This is a genomic window from Myxococcus sp. MH1 (assembly GCF_059738865.1).
In genome coordinates this window covers 8,238,096-8,256,542 of record NZ_AP026947.1, presented here as the reverse complement: position 1 = coordinate 8,256,542, position 18,447 = coordinate 8,238,096, and the positions used below count along the sequence as shown (strand labels likewise).

Annotated in this window: 18 protein-coding genes; 12 read left to right on the top strand and 6 right to left on the bottom strand. The window is 70.8% G+C overall.

Annotation, left to right across the window (positions count from 1 at the left end; translation table 11 throughout):
• Window positions 1-241 precede the first annotated feature (241 nt).
• Window positions 242-1,402, top strand: coding sequence for a sigma-54-dependent transcriptional regulator (locus tag AC6JA9_RS32420; protein WP_497958336.1), 1,161 nt, complete (start codon window positions 242-244; stop codon window positions 1,400-1,402).
• Between the two features lie 87 nt (window positions 1,403-1,489).
• Window positions 1,490-2,293 (top strand): SDR family NAD(P)-dependent oxidoreductase, encoded by an 804-nt coding sequence (locus AC6JA9_RS32415; RefSeq protein ID WP_141329268.1) that lies wholly within the window; start codon window positions 1,490-1,492, stop codon window positions 2,291-2,293.
• Here AC6JA9_RS32415 and AC6JA9_RS32410 read toward each other — a convergent pair.
• From AC6JA9_RS32410 to AC6JA9_RS32390, 5 genes are all read right to left on the bottom strand, one after another.
• Window positions 2,263-3,075, bottom strand: a complete 813-nt coding sequence (locus tag AC6JA9_RS32410; RefSeq protein ID WP_483578526.1) for a biliverdin-producing heme oxygenase — start codon at window positions 3,073-3,075, stop codon at window positions 2,263-2,265. The genes AC6JA9_RS32415 and AC6JA9_RS32410 overlap by 31 nt on opposite strands.
• Window positions 3,072-3,326, bottom strand: a complete 255-nt coding sequence (locus tag AC6JA9_RS32405) for a hypothetical protein (protein ID WP_483578525.1) — start codon at window positions 3,324-3,326, stop codon at window positions 3,072-3,074. The genes AC6JA9_RS32410 and AC6JA9_RS32405 overlap by 4 nt, the downstream gene beginning before the upstream one ends.
• Window positions 3,327-3,808: 482 nt before the next feature.
• Window positions 3,809-4,525 (bottom strand): GDYXXLXY domain-containing protein, encoded by a 717-nt coding sequence (locus AC6JA9_RS32400; protein ID WP_267699874.1) that lies wholly within the window; start codon window positions 4,523-4,525, stop codon window positions 3,809-3,811.
• Window positions 4,525-5,622 carry a DUF4401 domain-containing protein gene (locus AC6JA9_RS32395; RefSeq protein ID WP_483578524.1) on the bottom strand — a complete coding sequence of 366 codons (1,098 nt, stop codon included), beginning with the start codon at window positions 5,620-5,622 and terminating at the stop codon, window positions 4,525-4,527. Before AC6JA9_RS32395 ends, AC6JA9_RS32400 begins: the two co-directional genes overlap by 1 nt.
• A 1-nt stretch (window position 5,623) precedes the next feature.
• On the bottom strand, window positions 5,624-6,631 hold the full coding sequence (locus AC6JA9_RS32390) for a DUF2157 domain-containing protein (RefSeq protein ID WP_483578523.1): 1,008 nt from the start codon (window positions 6,629-6,631) through the stop codon (window positions 5,624-5,626).
• Between the two features lie 169 nt (window positions 6,632-6,800).
• Between AC6JA9_RS32390 and AC6JA9_RS32385 the strand changes: the two genes are divergently transcribed.
• Complete coding sequence (locus tag AC6JA9_RS32385) at window positions 6,801-7,238, top strand: tetratricopeptide repeat protein (protein ID WP_223748220.1); 438 nt, start codon at window positions 6,801-6,803, stop codon at window positions 7,236-7,238.
• 129 nt (window positions 7,239-7,367) lie between these two features.
• Window positions 7,368-8,666, top strand: a complete 1,299-nt coding sequence (locus AC6JA9_RS32380) for a M14 family metallopeptidase (protein WP_223748221.1) — start codon at window positions 7,368-7,370, stop codon at window positions 8,664-8,666.
• 140 nt (window positions 8,667-8,806) lie between these two features.
• Here AC6JA9_RS32380 and AC6JA9_RS32375 read toward each other — a convergent pair whose 3' ends face one another.
• A complete protein-coding gene (locus AC6JA9_RS32375; RefSeq protein WP_408889501.1) occupies window positions 8,807-9,715 on the bottom strand; it encodes an alpha/beta fold hydrolase in 909 nt (302 codons plus the stop codon).
• A 183-nt stretch (window positions 9,716-9,898) separates the two neighbouring features.
• On the opposite strand from AC6JA9_RS32375, the gene AC6JA9_RS32370 reads away from it, so the two are divergent.
• Genes AC6JA9_RS32370 through AC6JA9_RS32335 form a run of 8 tightly spaced genes read left to right on the top strand, consistent with a single transcriptional unit; the run spans window position 9,899 to window position 18,395 of the window.
• Window positions 9,899-10,888 carry an AAA family ATPase gene (locus tag AC6JA9_RS32370; protein WP_248541956.1) on the top strand — a complete coding sequence of 330 codons (990 nt, stop codon included), beginning with the start codon at window positions 9,899-9,901 and terminating at the stop codon, window positions 10,886-10,888.
• 18 nt (window positions 10,889-10,906) lie between these two features.
• Window positions 10,907-11,788 carry a DUF58 domain-containing protein gene (locus tag AC6JA9_RS32365; RefSeq protein ID WP_497958335.1) on the top strand — a complete coding sequence of 294 codons (882 nt, stop codon included), beginning with the start codon at window positions 10,907-10,909 and terminating at the stop codon, window positions 11,786-11,788.
• Window positions 11,785-12,816 carry a BatD family protein gene (locus tag AC6JA9_RS32360; protein ID WP_497958334.1) on the top strand — a complete coding sequence of 344 codons (1,032 nt, stop codon included), beginning with the start codon at window positions 11,785-11,787 and terminating at the stop codon, window positions 12,814-12,816. The genes AC6JA9_RS32365 and AC6JA9_RS32360 overlap by 4 nt, the downstream gene beginning before the upstream one ends.
• Window positions 12,791-13,801 (top strand): vWA domain-containing protein, encoded by a 1,011-nt coding sequence (locus AC6JA9_RS32355; protein ID WP_223748225.1) that lies wholly within the window; start codon window positions 12,791-12,793, stop codon window positions 13,799-13,801. Before AC6JA9_RS32360 ends, AC6JA9_RS32355 begins: the two co-directional genes overlap by 26 nt.
• Window positions 13,798-14,859: a VWA domain-containing protein gene (locus AC6JA9_RS32350; RefSeq protein ID WP_497958333.1), complete on the top strand. Its 1,062-nt coding sequence runs from the start codon at window positions 13,798-13,800 to the stop codon at window positions 14,857-14,859. The genes AC6JA9_RS32355 and AC6JA9_RS32350 overlap by 4 nt, the downstream gene beginning before the upstream one ends.
• Window positions 14,856-15,836: a tetratricopeptide repeat protein gene (locus tag AC6JA9_RS32345; RefSeq protein WP_223748227.1), complete on the top strand. Its 981-nt coding sequence runs from the start codon at window positions 14,856-14,858 to the stop codon at window positions 15,834-15,836. Before AC6JA9_RS32350 ends, AC6JA9_RS32345 begins: the two co-directional genes overlap by 4 nt.
• Window positions 15,820-17,688, top strand: coding sequence for a BatD family protein (locus tag AC6JA9_RS32340; RefSeq protein ID WP_223748228.1), 1,869 nt, complete (start codon window positions 15,820-15,822; stop codon window positions 17,686-17,688). Before AC6JA9_RS32345 ends, AC6JA9_RS32340 begins: the two co-directional genes overlap by 17 nt.
• Window positions 17,685-18,395 (top strand): SH3 domain-containing protein, encoded by a 711-nt coding sequence (locus AC6JA9_RS32335; protein WP_223781809.1) that lies wholly within the window; start codon window positions 17,685-17,687, stop codon window positions 18,393-18,395. The genes AC6JA9_RS32340 and AC6JA9_RS32335 overlap by 4 nt, the downstream gene beginning before the upstream one ends.
• Window positions 18,396-18,447: the final 52 nt, after the last annotated feature.

Here is an 18,447-nt window from a genome sequence, read left to right as displayed (position 1 = left end):
GGTGCAGCCGCACGCGCCGGACGCCCCGGTGACGGGTGACCCGGGGCTCGCGGGGTTCCACAGCAACGAGAGCCGTCAGCGCTTCCTGGGCCGCCACGCCACGCACGTGTGCGTGCTGCCCCTGCGCACGCCGGGCGGCAGCATCGAGGGGATGATCTCCCTGGAGGCGGACTGCCTGGCCGCCATGGGGCAGGAGTTCGTCTGGCGCGAGTCGGGCGAGCGGCTCCAACTATTGGCGGACGTGGCGGCGCCGTACCTGGCCGGCCTGCCGCAGCGTCCGGTGGCGACCCCGGAGGTGGACGAGTACCTGCCGGTGGTGGGGCGCTCCATGGCGGAGCTGTTGCCCATCCTGCGGGTGTTCGCGCTGCAGGACGAGACCATCCTCATCAGCGGCGCGACGGGCGCGGGCAAGTCCCGTCTGGCGCGCTGGTGCCACGAGCGCTCCAACCGTCGGGGCAAGCCCTTCGAGACGTTGGACCTGGTGACGGTGCCCGAGGACCTCCAGATGGCGGAGCTCTTCGGTTGGAAGAAGGGCGCCTTCACGGGCGCGGTGCGCGACGCGCCCGGCAGCGTGGCGCGCGCGGACGGCGGCACGCTGTTCATCGACGAAATCGACAAGCTGTCGCTCAAGGCGCAGGCGGGCCTGCTGCACCTCTTGGAGTCGCGCAGCTACCGCCCGCTGGGCGAGGGCACCGGTGAGCGTCAGGCGGACGTGCGCTTCATCATCGGCACCAACGCGGACCTGCACGCCGAGGTGCGCGCGGGCCGCTTCCGCGAGGACCTCTACTACCGCGTCAACGTGCTGCCCGTGCGCATGCCCGCGCTGCAGGAGCGCCAGGACGAAATCCCGCTCTGGGCGCAGTACATGGTGAAGCGTCGCCACCGCGAGCGCTCCCCCGAGGGCAGCGCGCGCGTGACGCCGGACGCGGAGCGGCTGCTGGTCGGCAGCGCGTGGCCGGGCAACCTGCGGCAGCTCGACAACATCGTGCGCCGTGCGTACACGCTGGCCATGGTGGAGCACGCCGTGTCCGGTGGCGAGCTGGTGCTCCACGAGAAGCACGTGGCGCGCGCGCTCGACTACGAGCAGGCGCCGGGCGGCAAGCCGCTGCCGGACGCGCTGAAGGCGGCGGCGCAGGCCTTCGTCGCGGAGGCGCGCCGTCGCAACGCGCCCCTGGATCTGGACCTGGCGGACGCGTTCCGGGGACTGGTGCTGGGCATGGCCATCCGGCAGGTGGGGCGCGATGACGGCTTCAAGCTGTTGGGCCGCGAGAGCCTGGTGAAGAACCGCAACCACCACAAGGCGCTCAAGCGCGAGCTGGAGAAGGTGGAGGCGCTCTACAAGGCGCTGGGTGAGGACGCCTCGCCGTTCGCGGACCTGCTCTCCGAGGACGAGGCGGCCTGAGTCGACGCCAAGTGGCCCGCGGTACAATGCTCGCGCAGAGGAGCCATTGCTAGCTTCCGAGAGACACGACACTCGGGGGTGAGAACGGTGAAGCTCCTCTCTCAATGCGCCATCGTCACGGGTGGTGCGCAGGGAATCGGTCTGGCCGTCGCCTCGCGGCTCATGCGCGAGGGCACCCACGTGCTCGTTTTCGGACGCACGGAGACGAAGGTGGTGGAGGCGGCCGAGCGTCTCAACCGCGAGGCGGAGGGTCGCGCGCGCGCCGTCCCTTTCGCCGGAGACGTGTGTCGCGTGGATGACGTCGAGCGCGCCCACGAGCGCGCCACGCGCGAGCTGGGGCTGCCCGGCATCCTGGTGAACAACGCGGGCACGGTGTCGCTGTCGCTGCTGATGGACCTGCCCGAGGACGAGCTGGACCGGCTGTTCGCGGTGAACCTGAAGGGCCCCTTCCTCTGCTTGAAGACCTTCGCCCGCGCGCTCATCGCCCGGAATCAACCGGGCGCGGTCGTGAATGTCTCGTCGCTGTGTCAGACGGTGGTGTCGGAGGGGCTGGGGCACTACAGCGCGTCCAAGGCGGCGCTCGCCCAGCTCTCACGCGCGGCGGCGCTGGAGCTGGGGCGTCACAACATCCGCGTGAATGTCGTCGCGCCGGGCGCCACCCACACGCCCCAGGCCGCGGCCTTCATCGAGGGGCCGACGATGCACCGCGAGCTGTTGGCGCGAACGCCCCTGGGCCGCGCGCACGCGCTGGCGGACGAGGTGGCGCGGGTGGTGCAGTTCCTGTGCTCCGAGGACTCCGGCTGGGTGACGGGCGAGAGCCTGGACGTGGACGGCGGCAACCACCTGCGCGGGCTGCCCAACTACTGGGAGGCGCTGAACCCGCCCCGGTAGCCGCCCGACGGCGGGGAGATTCCCGTCGCTCCCCGGGCCAGCTCGTCGCACACGAGCGCCTGGAGTCGGAAGGCCATGCGCGCCTCCTGGATGATTTCGCGCGCCTCGTCCTCCTCCAGCTCCAGGCCGTCGATGCGCGAGTGCAGCCGCACGCGCAGCGCCGTCAGCTCGTCGGGCGTGGCGGAGCCGTGGAACAGCGTGCCGCGGGAGTCCTCGAGCTCGAAGGCGCTCGCGACGAGGCGCGAGCGCTCCGGCGCGGTGAACAGGTCCAGCACGCACCGCGCATAGACGTGCGCCACGAGCAGGTGCGGCGCGTCCTCGGCGACCTCGCGCAGGCGCTCGGCGTGCAGCCGCGTCTCCACGCACGCGAAGGTCTCCGTGCGCGTCTCGCCGCAGAAGTACGCCAGGTCCGCCTCCAGCGCGTCCGCGCGCCGTAGCTCCGGCATCAGCAGCACGGGCGTCAGTGACGTGCGCGCGGCGCGGGGCAGCACGCTCTCGTACGTGGCGTAGAGCAGGTGGAGCTGGCGCAGGTAGCTGACGTAGTGCTGGGCGCGGACGTACTGGCCGTAGATGCCTTCCCACGAACCGCCGAAGAGCGACTGGAGGAACACGGAGCGCTCGGCCTGCTCGTGCGCCCGGGCGGTTCCTTCCGTGAGCAGCACGGACAGGGGCGCGGAGGTGGGGGACACCGGTTGGAGGGCCTCCGCCTCGCTCTCGCTCAGCCGGCGCACGCGCGCGGACTGCTCGTTGCGCGGCAGACGCAACGTCCCGGTGGCGCTCACTGCTTCCACCCGCCGAACGTCGGGGCCTGCATCGACGGCGCGCTCTCCGCCTCGTTGGTGTGCGAGCGCTCGGGCTCATCCAGGTTGTGCACCGCCTCGGCCAGCGTCATGCCGATGGCGCGCAGCACTTCCTCCTCGACACGAATCGTCACCGGCCCCATCGCCAGGTGGATGTGACCGCAGGTGCAACGCGTCACCTCGGCGCATGGCCCCCGCGCGAGCACCCTCTTGCCGCATCCCTGACCGAGCATCGCGTGTCTCCTTCTTGATGATTTTGATTTTGATTATCGAAATCAACGAAATGATGCGCGAAACCCTCCCGGGAGTCAATCCCGAGGGGAGAGGGGGCTGGATGATGGGCAGCGGGCGCCAACCCCGGGAGGGTCGCTGGAGGAAGGAGCCGCGTCGGCGGATTCAAGCGCCTCGATGCGAGAGGAGCCTGAGGCCGGTGGGCTGCGTCGTCCGTGTCACCCCGGCGAGGGGGCTGGAGGAGGAGGGAGCCACGTCGGCGGATTCAATCTCCTCGATGCGAGAGGAGCCTGAGGCCGGTAGGGCTGCGTCGTCCGTGTCACCCCGGGCGAGGGGGGCTGGATGTCAGTGGGATACGCGCTATCGGGAGTCACCGCTGAGAGGGTGCTGGATGACGCGCAGGAACCTCGTCGTCAGGAGCCGCCCTGCGAGGGCTGCTCGATGACAGTAGGCGCCGCGTCGTCGGAAGGCATCCTCGCAAGGGCTACTCGATGACGGTGGGCTCCTTTTCGTTGGGAGTGTCGACGTCGGTAGAAGCGTCGGCCGCGCTGGGGCTGTCGATGGTGGGTGCTTCGACGGGAGCAGGCGCATCGACCGTGGTGGGGGCATCGATGGTGGTGGGCGCATCGACGTCCGTGGGAGCATCGATGTTGGGGTTCGCCTCGCCCTCGTCGGGAGTGTCGGTGAGGGTCGTCGCGTCGACGTCGTCAGCGGAGTTGGCGTCCAGGGGCTGGCGCTCCTTGTCACGCAGGCCCGCGAGGACGCTGTTGCCATTGTCGGCGGTCTTCAGCTCCGCGTAGCGCGCTCGCTCGTAGCGCCTGGCGTGTCCCTCCTGGAAGAAGAAGGACTCCGCACCCAGTCGGAAGCGGCCGTTCCTGATGCGGTAGCGCAGCCTGTGCTCATCCGGAGCCAGGGGGACGACGGCCGAGTCCATGCGCGCGAAGGTCCCCACGCCGTCGCCGTCGAGCTTCAGCACGAGCACCCCGTCCTGGGGAAACTTCTCGTACGTGTTGTTGAGCTCCCGCGTGAGCGCGTAGTCGAGCACCATGTAATCGCCCTGCATCAGCGAGCGAGGGTCCCTGGGCGCGAGCTCCAACAGGATGCCCGTGCCGGTGGAGAGCACGCGCTCCTTCTGGACCGTGAGACCCAGCGGCACGGCGAGCGCGAGCAGCAGTCCGACGAAGAACAGGGGCGAGCGCATCAGCGTGCCTCCACGGGGGACGGCGCCTGGGGGAAGCGGCGCGAGAGGAAGAGCCGGAGCCCGAGCAGGACGAGCCCGCTGCCCATGAGCGCGAGCGCCTTGGCGAGCAGGGTGACGCTCAGGTCGTAGTAGTACCAGGCGCCCGAGGCGAGCAGGAACGCGGTGGCGATTCCCACCATCAGGCTGCTGCGCCGATGGAAGCCGAGCGCCATGAGCCCCACCGCGCAGATGACCGTGGGCGTGTGGACCGTGAGGACGGCGACGAGCGTGAGCGCGGCGAAGACGGCCGCGCCAGGGGCTCCGGAGGGGGCCAGGTCGTGCTCCCGCATGATGAGCCACGCGGTGTAGAGGGTGATGGCGGTGAGGCCCAGCGTGAGCAGGGGCATCGGCAGCGTCTGGGACCACTCGTGTGTCTCGACGAGGAACGACGCGAGGCGCGTGAGCATCGCGGCGGGCAGGCCGCAGGCGAGCGCGAAGCTGACGGGGCCGACGAGGTCTCCGTACTTGCCGGTCCGCAACCTCGCCTGTTGCAGGAAGAGCCAGTGGAGGAGTCCCGTGCACGCGAGCAGTCCCAGGTCCATGACCTGCCCGGACACCAGCTCCAGCAGGAGATAGAGGCTCGCCGCGCCCGCGCCGAGCGTGGCGAGGAAGCGCAGGGTGGCGTCCGGGTAGACGAAGAGCAGGACCAGGCAGAGGACGAGGCCGGCTCCGACACCGGCATTGTCCGAGCCCAATTGAGCGACCCCGGCCCCTGCCATGCCCACGCCGGCGAGCGTCAGCGCGAGCGTGAGCTGCTCCAGGAAGACGCCATGGATGGTGCGCCGGAGCGCGACGGCGGCGATGACGAGGACGATGCCTATGACGGCGAACACCTCCTCTTCATCCCAGAGTCCCACGCAGGCGAAGAAGCTCAGCAGGAAGAGCGCGGCCAGCCAGGCGCCGAAGGCGGCGAAGGCCTTCACGAACCAGGGCGAGGCGGTGCTGGTGCGCTGGTGCACCTCGAGCGTGGAGCGGGCGCGGGACCCGGCGAGCTCGTCGACCTGGCCTTCTCGTCTCAGACCCTCGAGGACCTGTTGGATGGATGGGCGCAGGGACATGTCAGGACTCCTCGGAGGCGCCCGTGGCGCGGGCCTCGGCGCGCAGCCAGCTGACGGCGATGGCGACCTGGATGATGATGAGGATGGGGAGGATGAAGAGTCCCAGCTCGTCCTTCGTGCCCTCGAACACCACGCGGCCCAGGCCCGTCGTCACGAGCGTCATCGCCGAGAGCGCGCCCAGGGTGAGCAGGAACAGCTCGCCGCGCAGGTGCCGGTGGAGCGCGTACTCCGCGGCGAAGGTCCCGAGCAGCAGCACCAGGGCGGCGAGCCCGCTGAGGCGGACCTCACTGGGGATGATGATGAACGACGTGCCGACGGCGAGCAGGGGCAGCACGGCCATCGTCGCGAGGACGCGGGGCAGCCAGCGGCCTCGCAGCCAGGAGACACCCTGGTTGGCGAAGTGCTCGTGGGTGGCCCACGCCAGGCCATTGAGCAGCCCGAGCACCACGGCGAGCCAGCCCTTCGCTGCGTCACCCCCTCCGAAAACCTGGTCCTGGAACAGCGCGATGCCGGTGTTCGCGAGCACGAGGAAGAGCAGCCACAGGGGCGGGAAGCGCGCCGCGAGCACCCAGGGCAGGATGAGCGCGGCCCAGCCGACGAACAGCTCGAACGCGTCCGCGCCCGTCTGATACGCCTGCCCGTAGACGGCCAGCATCGCGCCGACGAGGACCGACGAGGCGAAGAGGCTGCACTGTCCCGCGAGCGTGTCACCGAGCCTGCGCGCGAGCAGCGCGGTGCCGAGGATGCCGACGCCGATGAGCCCCAGCTTGGCGAAGCGGTGCATCTGCGCCCAGTTGTAGGCGAAGAAGTAGATGACGCCGGAGAGCACCAGCAGCGCGCCCAGGCCGAGCAGCACGGTGGAGACGAAGCGCCGCCACGCGTCGGACGTCGGTGTAGCCGTGGAGAGCGCGAGCGCGCGCTCCAGGGCGTCGGGAGGAATGACGCGGGCCTCGGCGAGCGCGCGCAGTCGCTCGGGTGTCGCATCGAGTTCGAGCAGGTCTTTCGGCACGCTCGGAGTCTATCCAAGAGTCGTACCCGACCGGGGCTCTCCTCGGCACGAGGCGCGGGGACACGCGGTGGGATGGCCGCCTGCCCACGGGTTGTGCAGCGCGCTGCACACCGGGAAGGGTGGTATACGCAGCCGTGCACGGCGGTCTTCCGCCCGTGGTGAGGTGCACATGCCCGAGATTCCGGACGAGGTCCACGAGCGCATCCAGGCGCTCTGCGCCGAGGGGGATGAACTCGCCGAGAAGGGCGACCCCGCCGCGGCGCTGCGGTCCTTCAAGGCCGCGTTCCAGCTCATCCCCGAGCCGTGGATGGAGTACGAGGCGACCACGTGGGTCTGCACGGCCATCGGTGACATGCTCTTCCAGATGGGGGAGTTCTCGCGAGCCCGCGCCGCGCTCAAGGACGCCGTGCACGCGCCCGATGGCCTGGGCAACCCGTTCATCCACCTGCGGCTGGGGCAGTGCGAGTTCGAGCTGGGCGACCTGCGGCGCGCCGGTGACGAGCTGGCACGGGCCTTCATGGGCGCGGACAAGGAGATCTTCGAGCAAGAGGACCCGAAGTACCTGCGCTTCCTCGAGACGTTGCTGCGTCCCGCCCAGAAGTCCTGATGGCCCCGCGGCCAGGAGCGCGCCATGTTCCAGGTTGGACGCAGTCGTCTCCTTCGTGTCGTCGCCTGTTGTTGGGGGATGGTGCCCGCACCGGCCCTCGCTCGAACCGCGCAGCCCGTGGCCTCGCCCATGTCCACCTCTCCGGTCGTCACCGTCCCCGAACCCCACGCGCTCGCGGAGCGGTGGGACCAGGTCCATCTCGCGTCGCTCCCGGTGGCGCCGCTCGTCCGTCACGCCGATGTGGAGCGACACCTGAAGGACTTGAAGGCGCGCTCACCCGACTTCTTCCGGCTCGAGGTCGTGGGGCACTCGGTGGAGGGGCGCGCGCTCCACCATGTCGCGCTGGGCACGGGCTCGCGTCACGTCCTGCTCTGGTCCCAGATGCACGGGGACGAGCCCACGGCGACCACCGCGCTGTTGGACCTGCTCGAGTACCTGAGGACCCACCGTGACGAGCCCTGGGTGGCGAGGTTGCTCTCCACGCTCACGCTCCACGCGGTGCCCATGCTCAACCCGGATGGCGCCGAGCGCTTCCAGCGCCGCAACGCGCAGGGCATCGACATCAACCGCGATGCGCTCGCGCTCCAGACGCCCGAGGCGCGGACGCTCAAGAAGCTGCGTGACGAGCTCCAACCGTTCATCGGCTTCAACCTGCACAACCAGGGCTGGCGACATGGGGTGGGGGACACGGGCCGGCCCGCGTCCATCTCCGTGCTCGCGGCCGCGTTCGACAAGGCGCGGAGCGACAACTCCGGGCGGCTGCTCGCGAAGAAGGTCTGCGCGGTGATTCGCGACGCGGTGGAGACGCTCGCGCCCGGACAGGTGGGGCGCTACGACGACAGCTTCGAGTCGCGGGCCTTCGGCGACAACATGACGCGATGGGGGACCCCCTCGGTGCTCATCGAGACGGGGGCGTGGACCTCACTGCCTCCGGACGAGCCCCTGGTGCGACTCAACTTCGTCGCGCTGGCCACGGCGCTCGATGCGCTCGCGAGCGGCCGGGCCGAGGCGGCGGATGTCTCGCGCTACGAGTCCATCCCCCAGAACGAGAGCTCCGGCATGGTGCATCTGCTGCTCCGGGGCATCGGCCTGTTCGGCGCGGATGGAAGGTCCTTCACCGGCGACGTGGGCATCGCCGTCAACCGGGCCGTGCGCGCCAAGGGCAAGAAGCGGGTGCTCGCGCACGTGGGGAAGATTGAAGAGCTGGGAGATTTGCGAGTCCTCGGCGCCGTCGAGACCGTGGATGGCGCGGGTCTGTTCGCGGTGCCGCTGTCCGGCAAGGGCGCGAAGCCGGGCGATACGGTCCGGCTCACGCAGCCCGCGCGTCAGTCGCTGTCCCTGGGACAGCGTGGCGACCTGATGCTCGTGAAGGCCCTGGATGTCGCCGGCACGTACCGCATCGAGCGCATCATCCGCTTCGACCCGTGAGCCGCACACGTTGCTCCGAGGATACTCGCGCGCGTCCGCATCTCCGAAGGACGCCCGCTTCGTAGGCGTCCTCCGCGTCTCGTCCCCACCACGTCGTGGAGGTCCACGGGCATCCGCGGCATCGACGCGGGCGCGGTGCGCTACGGCGCTCCGCTCGCGGCGAGGAACGTCTTCAGCTCGGGGAGCACGCGCTCGGGACGCTCCTGATGGGGACTGTGGCCCGCGTCCACGCGCACCAGCCTCGCGTTCGGAAAGCGCCGGGAAGCCTCCTCGGCGAGCGACAGGGGCAGCACGTCCTCGCGCTCACCCCAGACCAGGAGCACCGGCGCCGTGACTTCACCGAGCCGCTCCCGACGGTGGAACACCGGCCCCATCAGCGGCACCAGGCTGTCGAAGGCCCGCGCCGCCTCGTCGTGCCCACCCGGCGCCGACATCAGCTCGTAGTCGAGCGCGCCCAGCCGCTCCCCCAGCGGCGTCGGCGCGGGCGGCATCATCCGCGCCCAGGCCCAAGGCCCCAGCGAGCGCGCCAGCCGCTCCGGTCCCGCGCGGAAGAATGCCCGCGCCTTGCGCGCCATGTCCGGCCCCAGCCCCATCGCGTCCACCAGCACCAGCCGCTCCACCGGCACGCGCGAGCGCAGCGCCAGCTCCACCCCCACCAGTCCCCCCAGCGAGTGACCCACCACGGACACGGGCCCGGGCGCGAGCTGTTCGAGCAGCGCCTCCACGGGCGCGGTGAAGAACCCCACTCCCTCCTCCGCCGAGCGGACGGGCCCCTCGGTCGGCGAGGACATCCCGAAGCCGGGCAGGTCCACCGCGAGCACCCGGTGCCCCCTCGAGAGCGCCGTCAGGTACGCGAACCACAGGGAGGCCGCCCCGCCGCGCCCGTGCAGGAGCACCACCGTGGGGCCCTGGCCCCCCTCCAGCACCCTCAGCGCCCCCCCTCCGGGCAGCCAGTGCACCGTGGACGTCACCGCCGGGGCCAACTGGGCCAGCAGCCCCGCCTCCACGGGCCCCGCCGAGGGCGCCTGGGCCCAGGCCGAGCGCTTCATGGTCGCCCCCCACGGCCCCTGGAAATTCGCGAGGCGGGACGAGAAGTGGGGGACAATGGGGCCATGGACACGGTCCTCGGGGACAAGGGGACCCAACTTACCGGAATGCCCGGGCTTCTGCGGTGTTGAGCCCGATACCCGGTCAACCCTAGGCTGCCCGCCGCCAGTCTCATCCGAGGCGTCATGAACACGGACATCCGCGCGCTCACCGAACGCGTGCAGCAGGAAAGCAGCTTCGTCGAGGTCCTCAACCAGGAAACCGGCAAGGTCATCGTCGGCCAGCGCTACATGCTGGAGCGCATCCTCATCGGCTTGTTGTGCAACGGCCACGTGCTCCTGGAGGGCGTGCCCGGCCTCGCCAAGACGCTCACCGTGCGCACGGTGGCGGACGCGCTCAGCGCCACGTTCATGCGCATCCAGTTCACCCCCGACCTGCTGCCCGCGGACGTCGTGGGCACGATGATCTACAACCAGCAGGCCGCGAACTTCACCGTCCGCAAGGGCCCCATCTTCGCGAACATCGTCCTCGCGGACGAAATCAACCGCGCCCCCGCCAAGGTGCAGTCCGCGCTGCTGGAGGCCATGGCCGAGCGCCAGGTCACCATCGGCGACCAGACCTTCGGGCTGCCCCAGCCGTTCCTCGTGCTGGCCACGCAGAACCCCATCGAGCAGGAGGGCACCTACCCGCTGCCCGAGGCGCAGGTGGACCGCTTCATGCTCAAGGTGAAGGTGGGCTACCCGACGCGGGATGAGGAGAAGATCATCATGGACCGCATGTCCGGAGGCTCCACGCCCCGGGCCCAGCGGGTCATCGCGGTGGAGCACCTGGTGCGCGCCCGCGAGCTCGTCCACCACATCTACATGGACGAGAAGGTGAAGGAGTACATCCTCAACGTCGTCTTCGCCACGCGCGAGCCGGGCAAGTACGGCCTCAAGGACCTGGCCGACTACATCCAGTTCGGCGCCTCGCCGCGCGCCACCATCTCCCTGGCCCAGGCCGCGCGCGCGCATGCGTTCCTGCGCCACCGCGCCTTCGTCACGCCCGAGGACGTGAAGGCCATCGCCTTCGACGTGCTCCGCCACCGCGTGGCGATGACGTACGAGGCCGAGGCCGAGGACCTCACGCCGGAGAAGATCATCCAGCGGGTGTTCGACCGCGTCGAAGTGCCCTGACCTCCCGCCGAGCGCCCCGTGCTGCCCAAGGACCTCATCCGCCGCATCCGCAAGCTGGAGATCCGCACCCGCAAGGTGGTCTCCGACATGCTCGCGGGCCAGTACCACTCGGTCTTCAAGGGCCGGGGCATGGCCTTCTCCGAGGTGCGGCAGTACCAGCCCGGCGACGAGATTCGCATCATCGACTGGAACGTCACCGCGCGCATGAACGAGGCCTACGTCAAGGTCTTCACCGAGGAGCGCGAGCTCACGGTGATGCTCCTGGTCGACGTGTCGGCCTCCAAGGAGTTCGGCTCGAAGGAGCGCACCAAGGCCGAAATCGCGGCCGAGGTCGCCGCGCAGATCGCCTTCAGCGCCATCGCCAACAACGACCGGGTGGGGCTCATCCTCTTCTCGGACCGGGTGGAGAAGGTGGTGCCGCCGCGCAAGGGCCGCACGCACGTGCTGCGGCTGGTGAGCGACATCCTCACGTTCCAGCCCGCGGGCAAGGGCACGAACCTGTCCGCGGGGCTGACGTACCTGACGCAGGTGGCGAAGCGGAAGGCCGTCACCTTCCTCGTCTCCGACTTCCAGGCGGGCGACTACGAGAAGCCGCTGCGGCTGGTGGGGCGCAAGCACGACCTGGTCCCCGTGGTGGTGGAGGACCCGCTGGAGGAGGCCTTCCCGCGCCTGGGGTTGGTGGAGATGGAGGACCCGGAGACGGGGGACCGCTTCGTCGTGGACACGAGCGACCCGCGCGTGCGGGGCCGTTACGCGCGCGCCATGCAGGCCGCTCGCGACGAGCGCCGCAAGCTCTTCAAGAAGCTGGAGCTGGACCACGTGGAGCTGCGCGCCGGAGACGACCACGGCAAGGCGCTCGCGCAGTTCTTCCGCGCGCGGGCCCGGAGGATGGCGGCATGAGCCGGTGGATGGCGCGCTTCGCGATGGGGCTGTGCGTGGGCGCGCTGACGCTCGCGTCGTCGGCCGGGGCCCAGGCGCCGCAGGGGACCGCGCCCGCCGCGGCGAGCCCGCCCGGGGCTCCCACGCACGAACAGACGCAGCCCTTGGACGTGTCGGTGCGCGTGGACCCGCAGCAGGTGCGCATCGGCGACCCGTTCACGTACCACGTGGTGCTCACCCATCCGAAGGACCACCGCTACGAGCTGGCGGTGCCCAAGGAGACGGGGGACTTCGAGTTCCTCGACCAGACGCGCCAGCGGCAGGACGGCGCGGACTCGGCCACCACGACGTTCGCGGTGCGCATGTCGGCCTTCGCGCTGGGCACGGTGCAGGTGCCCGCGCTCGCGTTCGACGTGGCCACGCCGGAGGGCCCGCGCCAGTACTCGCTGCCGGGTCGGCAGATTGAAGTGACGTCCACGCTGCCTCCGGAGGCGGAGGGGCAGGGCGCGGACCTGTTCGACATCCAGCCGCCGCAGGAGGTGCCCATCCGCTCGTGGCGCCTGGTGCTGGCGCTGCTCGGCGCGCTCGCCGCGGGCCTGTTGGCGTGGGCGCTCTTGCGCTGGTGGAAGAACCGCCCCAAGCACGTGTACGTGCCGCCCCCGCAGCCCTTGGACGTGCGCACGCGCAAGGCGCTGGACACGCTCAAGGCGGAGAACCTGCCCGCGCGCGGCCGCGTGAAGGACCACTACTTCCGCCTGTCCGAAATCGTCCGTGGCTACCTGGGCGAGCGCTACGGCTTCGAGGCCCTGGAGTGCACCAGCTCCGAGCTGATGTCCTCGCTGCGCCGCCTGGCCCCGCCGAACCTCCCCGAGGACAAGCTCATGCGCTTCGTGTCCGAGTCGGACATGGTGAAGTACGCGCGGGCGGACGCCTCGCCCGAGAGCTGCCGTGACGCGCTCCTGTTCGGCTACGAGCTCGTCGACAAGACCTACGTTCCGCCCCAGCCGATTCAAGCTCCCGACAATGCCGCCGCTCCCCGCGTTCAATAACCCCGAGGCGCTCTGGGGGCTGCTGCTCGTCCCGCTCCTCCTGGTGCAGGCCTGGCGGGAGCGTCGCGCTCGCGCGCCCCTGCGCTTCTCCGCGGCGAACGTGTTCGCCAGGAGCGGCAAGGGCCTGCGCACGTACATGCTGCCGTTGTTGCCGCTCTTGCGCGTGGTGGCGGTGACGGCAGCGGTGCTCGCCATCGCCCGGCCCCAGGTGCGCGACTCGCGCGTGCGCGACTTGTCGGTGGAGGGCATCGACATCGTGGTGGCGTTGGACCTGTCCACGTCGATGGAGGCCGGCGACTTCCGTCCGCAGAACCGCCTGCACGTGGCCAAGGAGGTGCTCACCGAGTTCCTCGCCAACCGCGTGAACGACCGCATCGGCCTGGTGGTCTTCGCGGGCGCGGCGTACACGCAGGCGCCGCTCACGCTGGACTACGGCGTGCTGAAGGAGGTCATCAAGCAACTGCGCACCCGCGTTCTGGAGGACGGCACGGCGATTGGTGACGCGCTGGCCACGTCGCTCAACCGCCTGCGCGACTCGGAGGCGAAGAGCCGCGTGGTGGTGCTGATTACCGACGGCGACAACAACGCGGGGAAGCTGTCGCCCATGGACTCGGCGAACATGGCGCAGGCGCTCCACGTGCCCATCTACACCATCCTCGTGGGCAAGGGCGGCAAGGTGCCCTTCCCGCAGGGCACGGACCTGTTCGGCAACACCGTGTGGCGCGAGACGGAGATTCCCATCAACCCCGAGCTGATGCAGGACATCGCGGACCGCACGGGCGGCGAGTACTACCGCGCGACGGACCCGGAGGGCCTCCGGCGCGGCCTGCAGAAGGTGCTCGATTCGCTGGAGCGCTCCAAGCTGATGGAGGGCGGCGCGTCCGCCACCTACCGCGAGGAGTTCCACCCGTTCCTGCTGGCCGCCTTCGGCCTGCTCGCGCTGGAGCTGCTGCTGCGCTCCACCTTCCTGAGGGTCTTCCCGTGACGCCCGTGGAACCCTGGCGCTTCACCGTGCTCGGCTATCAGGCGGGACTGGCCCAGCCGGTGTTCCTCGGCCTGGTGCTGCTGGGGGCCCTGTTGGGCTTGCTCGCGCTCATGCTGTCCCTGCGGCGCCGCTCGCGCGTGCGCGCGGTGCTGCATGAGCGGCACGCCGAGCGCTTCACGCCGGGCATCTCCGTGTGGCGTCCGGCCACGCAGGGCGGACTGTACGGCCTGGGGCTCATGCTGTTCGGCTTCGCGCTGGCGCAGCCGCAGTGTGGAACGAAGAGCGAGTTGACCAAGCGGCGCGGCATCGACGTGGTGGTGGCGCTGGATGCGTCCAAGTCCATGCTCGCGCGCGACGTGCAGCCCAGCCGCCTGGAGCGCGCCAAGCTGGAGCTGACGACGCTGCTGGATGAACTCAAGGGCGACCGCGTGGGCCTGGTGGTCTTCGCGGGCGATGCGTTCATCCAGTCGCCGCTCACGTCGGACTACTCGGCGGTGAAGCTGTTCCTGCGCGCGGTGGACCCGGAGGTGATGCCCCAGGGTGGCACCAACGTGGGCTCGGCGCTCCGGCTGGCGAAGCAGGTGTTGGACAACGCGGACCGCGGCTCGAAGGAGCGCGTGGTGGTGCTGTTGTCGGACGGCGAGGACCTGGTGGGCGAGGTGGGCGAGGCCAGCGACGCGCTGAAGGAAGCGGGCGTGCAGGTGCTGACGGTGGGCGTGGGCTCCGAGTCCGGCGAGCCCATCCCCGTGTATGACCGGCGCGGCGAGTTCGTGGACTACAAGAAGGACGGCGCGGGCGAGACGGTGATCACGCGCCTGGACCGCGCGGGGCTGACGGCCATCGCGGAGGCCACGGGCGGCGCGTTCTTCTTCCAGCCGCGCGGCGTGGCCATGGGGCAGGTGGTGGAGCGCATCGACCAGATGCAGAAGAGCGAGCTGGAGAGCCGCGTGACGGTCCGCTACGACGAGCGCTTCCAGACCTTCGCGGTGCCGGGCCTGGTGCTGCTCGTGTTGGGGATGGTGCTGTTGCCGTCCACGCGCCGGAGGTCGACGCCATGAGCGCGCGGTGGCTGGGGCTTGCGTGGCTGCTCATGCTGCCGTGGACGGCGCTCGGCGCCGGGCCGCTGGAGCGCGACCACCCGATGGTCCAGAAGGGGCGTGAGGCGTACCTCGCGGGGAACTACGAGGAGGCGCTGAAGGCCTTCGACGAGGCGAAGAAGGAGCGGCCGCACGACCCGACCGTGGACTTCAACCGGGGCGACGCGCTGGCGAAGCTGGGCCGGGTGAAGGACGCGCAGGAGGTGTTCCGCGGGGTGACGGAGTCCAACCGGCCCGACCTGCGACAGAAGGCCTGGTACAACCTGGGCAACCTCGCGGCCACGACCGGGGACAGGGTGGAGGCGCTGAAGTCCTACCGACGCGCGCTGACCTTGGACCCGCAGGACGTGCAGGCCCGGCACAACTACGAGGTGGTGCTGCGCAACCTTCCTCCGCCGCAGGACAACGCGGCGGATGGAGGAATGGACGGTGGGGGAGACTCCGGGACGGATGGCGGGCGCCCGGATGGTGGCGAGGATGGCGGCACCAAGGCGGACGGCGGCGCGCCCGTGGACGGCGGCACCGACGGCGGCGCGGATGGTGGCGCCGACGGTGGGACGGAGGATGGTGGCAGCGACGGCGGCGCGGATGGCGGCGGCGATGGGGGCGCGGACGGCGGGGGTGACGGCGGCGCGGATGGCGGCGACGGCGGCGACCAGGGGCCTCCGCAGAAGGGCGATGGCGGCAGCGACGGCGGCGCGGATGGCGGCGGCGATGACGGAGATGGCGACCCGCGGGATGGCGGTGCGGATGGCGGCAGCGAGTCGGAGAGCGACTCGGAGTCGTCGGGCGCGGATGCGGGCGTGAGCCCGTCGGACCTGGACCAGCAGGAAGCGGAGCGCTTGCTGGATGCGATGAAGCAGAACGAGAAGAATCTCCAGCTCTGGCGTTTCCAGCAGAAGAAGAAGCAGAGGAAGCCCAATGAGAAGGACTGGTAGCTTCGGCGCCGGGGTGGTGTTGGCCGTGCTGGCCCTGCTGGTCTCGGGGCCGGCGTGGTCGGCGGGCCTCGAGTTCTACCAGACGGTGGACCGGCAGGAGGTCGGCAGCGAGGACACCTTCCGCCTCACGGTGGTGACGGCGGATGCGCCCCCGGACGCGAAGGTGCGGCTGCCGCAGTCGGACGACTTCGAGGTCCTCAACAGCTCGCGCAGCACCCAGCGCTCGGTGTCCTGGTCCGGTGGTGGCCCCGCCAACATCCAGGAGGTCACCAAGTACGTGATGGTGCTCCGGGCGAACCGGACGGGGAAGCTGACGATTCCGCCCGCGGAGATGACGGCGGGAGGCAAGACGCACCGCACGGACTCCGTGCAGATCGTCGTGATGCCGGGGAAGCTGGGGCCCGCGCCCGCGCAGTCGGGCCGCAATCCGCAGCGGCTGCCGGACCCGTTCGCGAACTTCCCCTCGCGCCTGCCGGACCCGTTCGCCAACGACGAGGAGGAGGACACGCCGAGCATCCCGCGGGGCGACTCGGACCTGTTCCTGCGCGCGAGCCTGGACCGGGACCAGGTCTACGTGGGCGAGCAGGTGACGCTGTCGCTCTACATCTACTCGCGCGTGGACCTCACCAGCGTGGACGCCGTCACCATGCCCAAGCTGGAGGGCTTCTGGACGGAGGAGGTGGAGAGCCCCACGCAGCTGTCGGGCGAGCAGAAGGTGGTGGATGGCGTGCCGTACCGCGCCTATCTGCTGCGCCGCCGCGCGCTCTTCCCGGTGAAGGCCGGCTCGCTGGCCATCTCGCCGGCGGAGGCGGACATCACCACGGGCTTCCTCTTCGCGGGCCACCGCGTGCACCGCGTGTCCAATGGGCTCAAGGTGAAGGTGGCGCCGCTGCCGCCCGGTGCGCCGCCGGGCATGTCCAACGCGAACGTGGGCGCGTGGCGGCTGTCCACGGACGTGTCGACGACGCGCGTGGAGCTGGGCCAGCCCGTCACGGTGAAGGTCATCCTGGAGGGCACGGGCAACGTGAAGAACGTCACCCCGCCGAAGCTCACCGGCCCCTCCGCGCTGAAAATCTATGACCCCACGACGACGGACAAGGTGGCGCCGCAGCGCAACAAGGTGCAGGGCCGCCGCGTGGTGGAGTACCTGGTGATGCCGCAGCGCACGGGCACCTTCACGCTGCCCGCGTTGGAGTTCCCCTTCTTCGACGTGCGCGCCCGTTCCTACGAGGTCGCGCGCACCGAGCCCATCACCCTCACGGTGGAGTCCGCGGCGGGCAGCCCCACGCCGCCGCCCACGTCCTCCGCGCACGTGGCGGACGCTGCCAACGAGCAGAAGAACGTGCTGACGGCGGGCGGCCTCAGGCCGGTGCGCTACCAGGCGCGCTTCGTGGCGCCGTCCGAGCCGCCGTGGAAGCGCGGCTTCTTCATCCCGATGGTGCTGGCGCCGCTGGGGCTGCTCGCGGGCGTGGCGCTCGTCGGCGGCCTGCGGGGCCGGCTGGCGACGCGCACCGAGTCGGACAAGAGCCGTCAGCAGGCGAAGGCCGCGCGCAAGCGACTGGTGGAGGCGGAGAAGCTCCAGTCGGGCGCGGACGCCGGGGCCTTCTACGCCGAGGTGGAGAAGGCGCTGCAGGGCTTCCTGGGCGCGCGGCTGGGGGGGCCCGTCATCGGCCTCACCCGCGATGTCATCGGCGAGCGCATGAAGGCGGCGGGCGTGGCGGACGAGCGACGCGGGCAGGTGCTGTACGTGCTGGAGGCGTGCGACCTGGGCCGCTACGGCGGCGGGGGTGACGCGGCGGCGCGGCAGAAGGTGATGGACGCGGCGCTCGCCGCCATGGAGGGCTGGGCGTGAGCGGCTACTACTCGCCGGAAGAGGCGCAGGACGTCTTCCTCAAGGCCAACGAGGCCTACGCGCGCGAGGACTACGCCGCCGCGCAGGAGGGCTACGAGAAGCTCCTGTCCCGAGGCCACGGTGGGGCGGACGTCCTCTACAACCTGGGCACCACGCACCTGGCGCGCGGGGACCTGGGCCGGGCGGTGCTCGCGCTGGAGCAGGCTCGCAAGCAGGGCGGCCGCGCGCCGGACCTGGAGGCCAACCTGGCCGTGGCCCGCGCCCGACAGGTGGACAAGGTGGTGGGCGCCACGGCGGAGGAGGAGTTCCTGCCGCGCGTGACGGCGGCCACGGACGGCAACGTGGTGGCGTGGACCTTCCTGGGCACGTGGGTGGGCGCGCTGCTGCTCGTGCTGGTGTGGCGGTTTCTCGCGCCGGGGCGTCGCACGGTGGTGGGCATCCTGGCGGCGCTGCTGTTCGCCGTGGCGCTTCCCTCGGGCGTGCTGCTGGCCGCGCACGCGCACGTGGATGACACGGTGCATGAAGCGGTGGTGCTGGCTCCCACCCTGGTGGCCCGGGAGCTGCCGCAGCCCGGTGCGCGCTCCATCTTCGAGGTGCATGCGGGCCTGAAGGTGCGCCTGCTCGAGGAGACGGGGCGCTTCGTGCGCATCCGGCTGCCCAACGGCCTGGAGGGCTGGGCCGAGCGCGAGGGCGTCGCGGAAATCTGAACGACAGGGCTTCCTGGAAGGAGCCTGGATGCCGGTGCTCCTACAGGAGTAG

Excerpts from the sequence above, each read along its gene's own strand:
- AC6JA9_RS32405 (WP_483578525.1), bottom strand. The coding sequence starts at position 3,326 with ATGCTCGGTCAGGGATGCGGCAAGAGGGTGCTCGCGCGGGGGCCATGC.
- AC6JA9_RS32400 (WP_267699874.1), bottom strand. The coding sequence starts at position 4,525 with ATGCGCTCGCCCCTGTTCTTCGTCGGACTGCTGCTCGCGCTCGCCGTG.
- AC6JA9_RS32395 (WP_483578524.1), bottom strand. The coding sequence starts at position 5,622 with ATGTCCCTGCGCCCATCCATCCAACAGGTCCTCGAGGGTCTGAGACGA.
- AC6JA9_RS32385 (WP_223748220.1), top strand. The coding sequence starts at position 6,801 with ATGCCCGAGATTCCGGACGAGGTCCACGAGCGCATCCAGGCGCTCTGC.
- AC6JA9_RS32380 (WP_223748221.1), top strand. The coding sequence starts at position 7,368 with ATGTCCACCTCTCCGGTCGTCACCGTCCCCGAACCCCACGCGCTCGCG.
- AC6JA9_RS32375 (WP_408889501.1), bottom strand. The coding sequence starts at position 9,715 with ATGAAGCGCTCGGCCTGGGCCCAGGCGCCCTCGGCGGGGCCCGTGGAG.
- AC6JA9_RS32370 (WP_248541956.1), top strand. The coding sequence starts at position 9,899 with ATGAACACGGACATCCGCGCGCTCACCGAACGCGTGCAGCAGGAAAGC.
- AC6JA9_RS32360 (WP_497958334.1), top strand. The coding sequence starts at position 11,785 with ATGAGCCGGTGGATGGCGCGCTTCGCGATGGGGCTGTGCGTGGGCGCG.
- AC6JA9_RS32355 (WP_223748225.1), top strand. The coding sequence starts at position 12,791 with ATGCCGCCGCTCCCCGCGTTCAATAACCCCGAGGCGCTCTGGGGGCTG.
- AC6JA9_RS32345 (WP_223748227.1), top strand. The coding sequence starts at position 14,856 with ATGAGCGCGCGGTGGCTGGGGCTTGCGTGGCTGCTCATGCTGCCGTGG.
- AC6JA9_RS32340 (WP_223748228.1), top strand. The coding sequence starts at position 15,820 with ATGAGAAGGACTGGTAGCTTCGGCGCCGGGGTGGTGTTGGCCGTGCTG.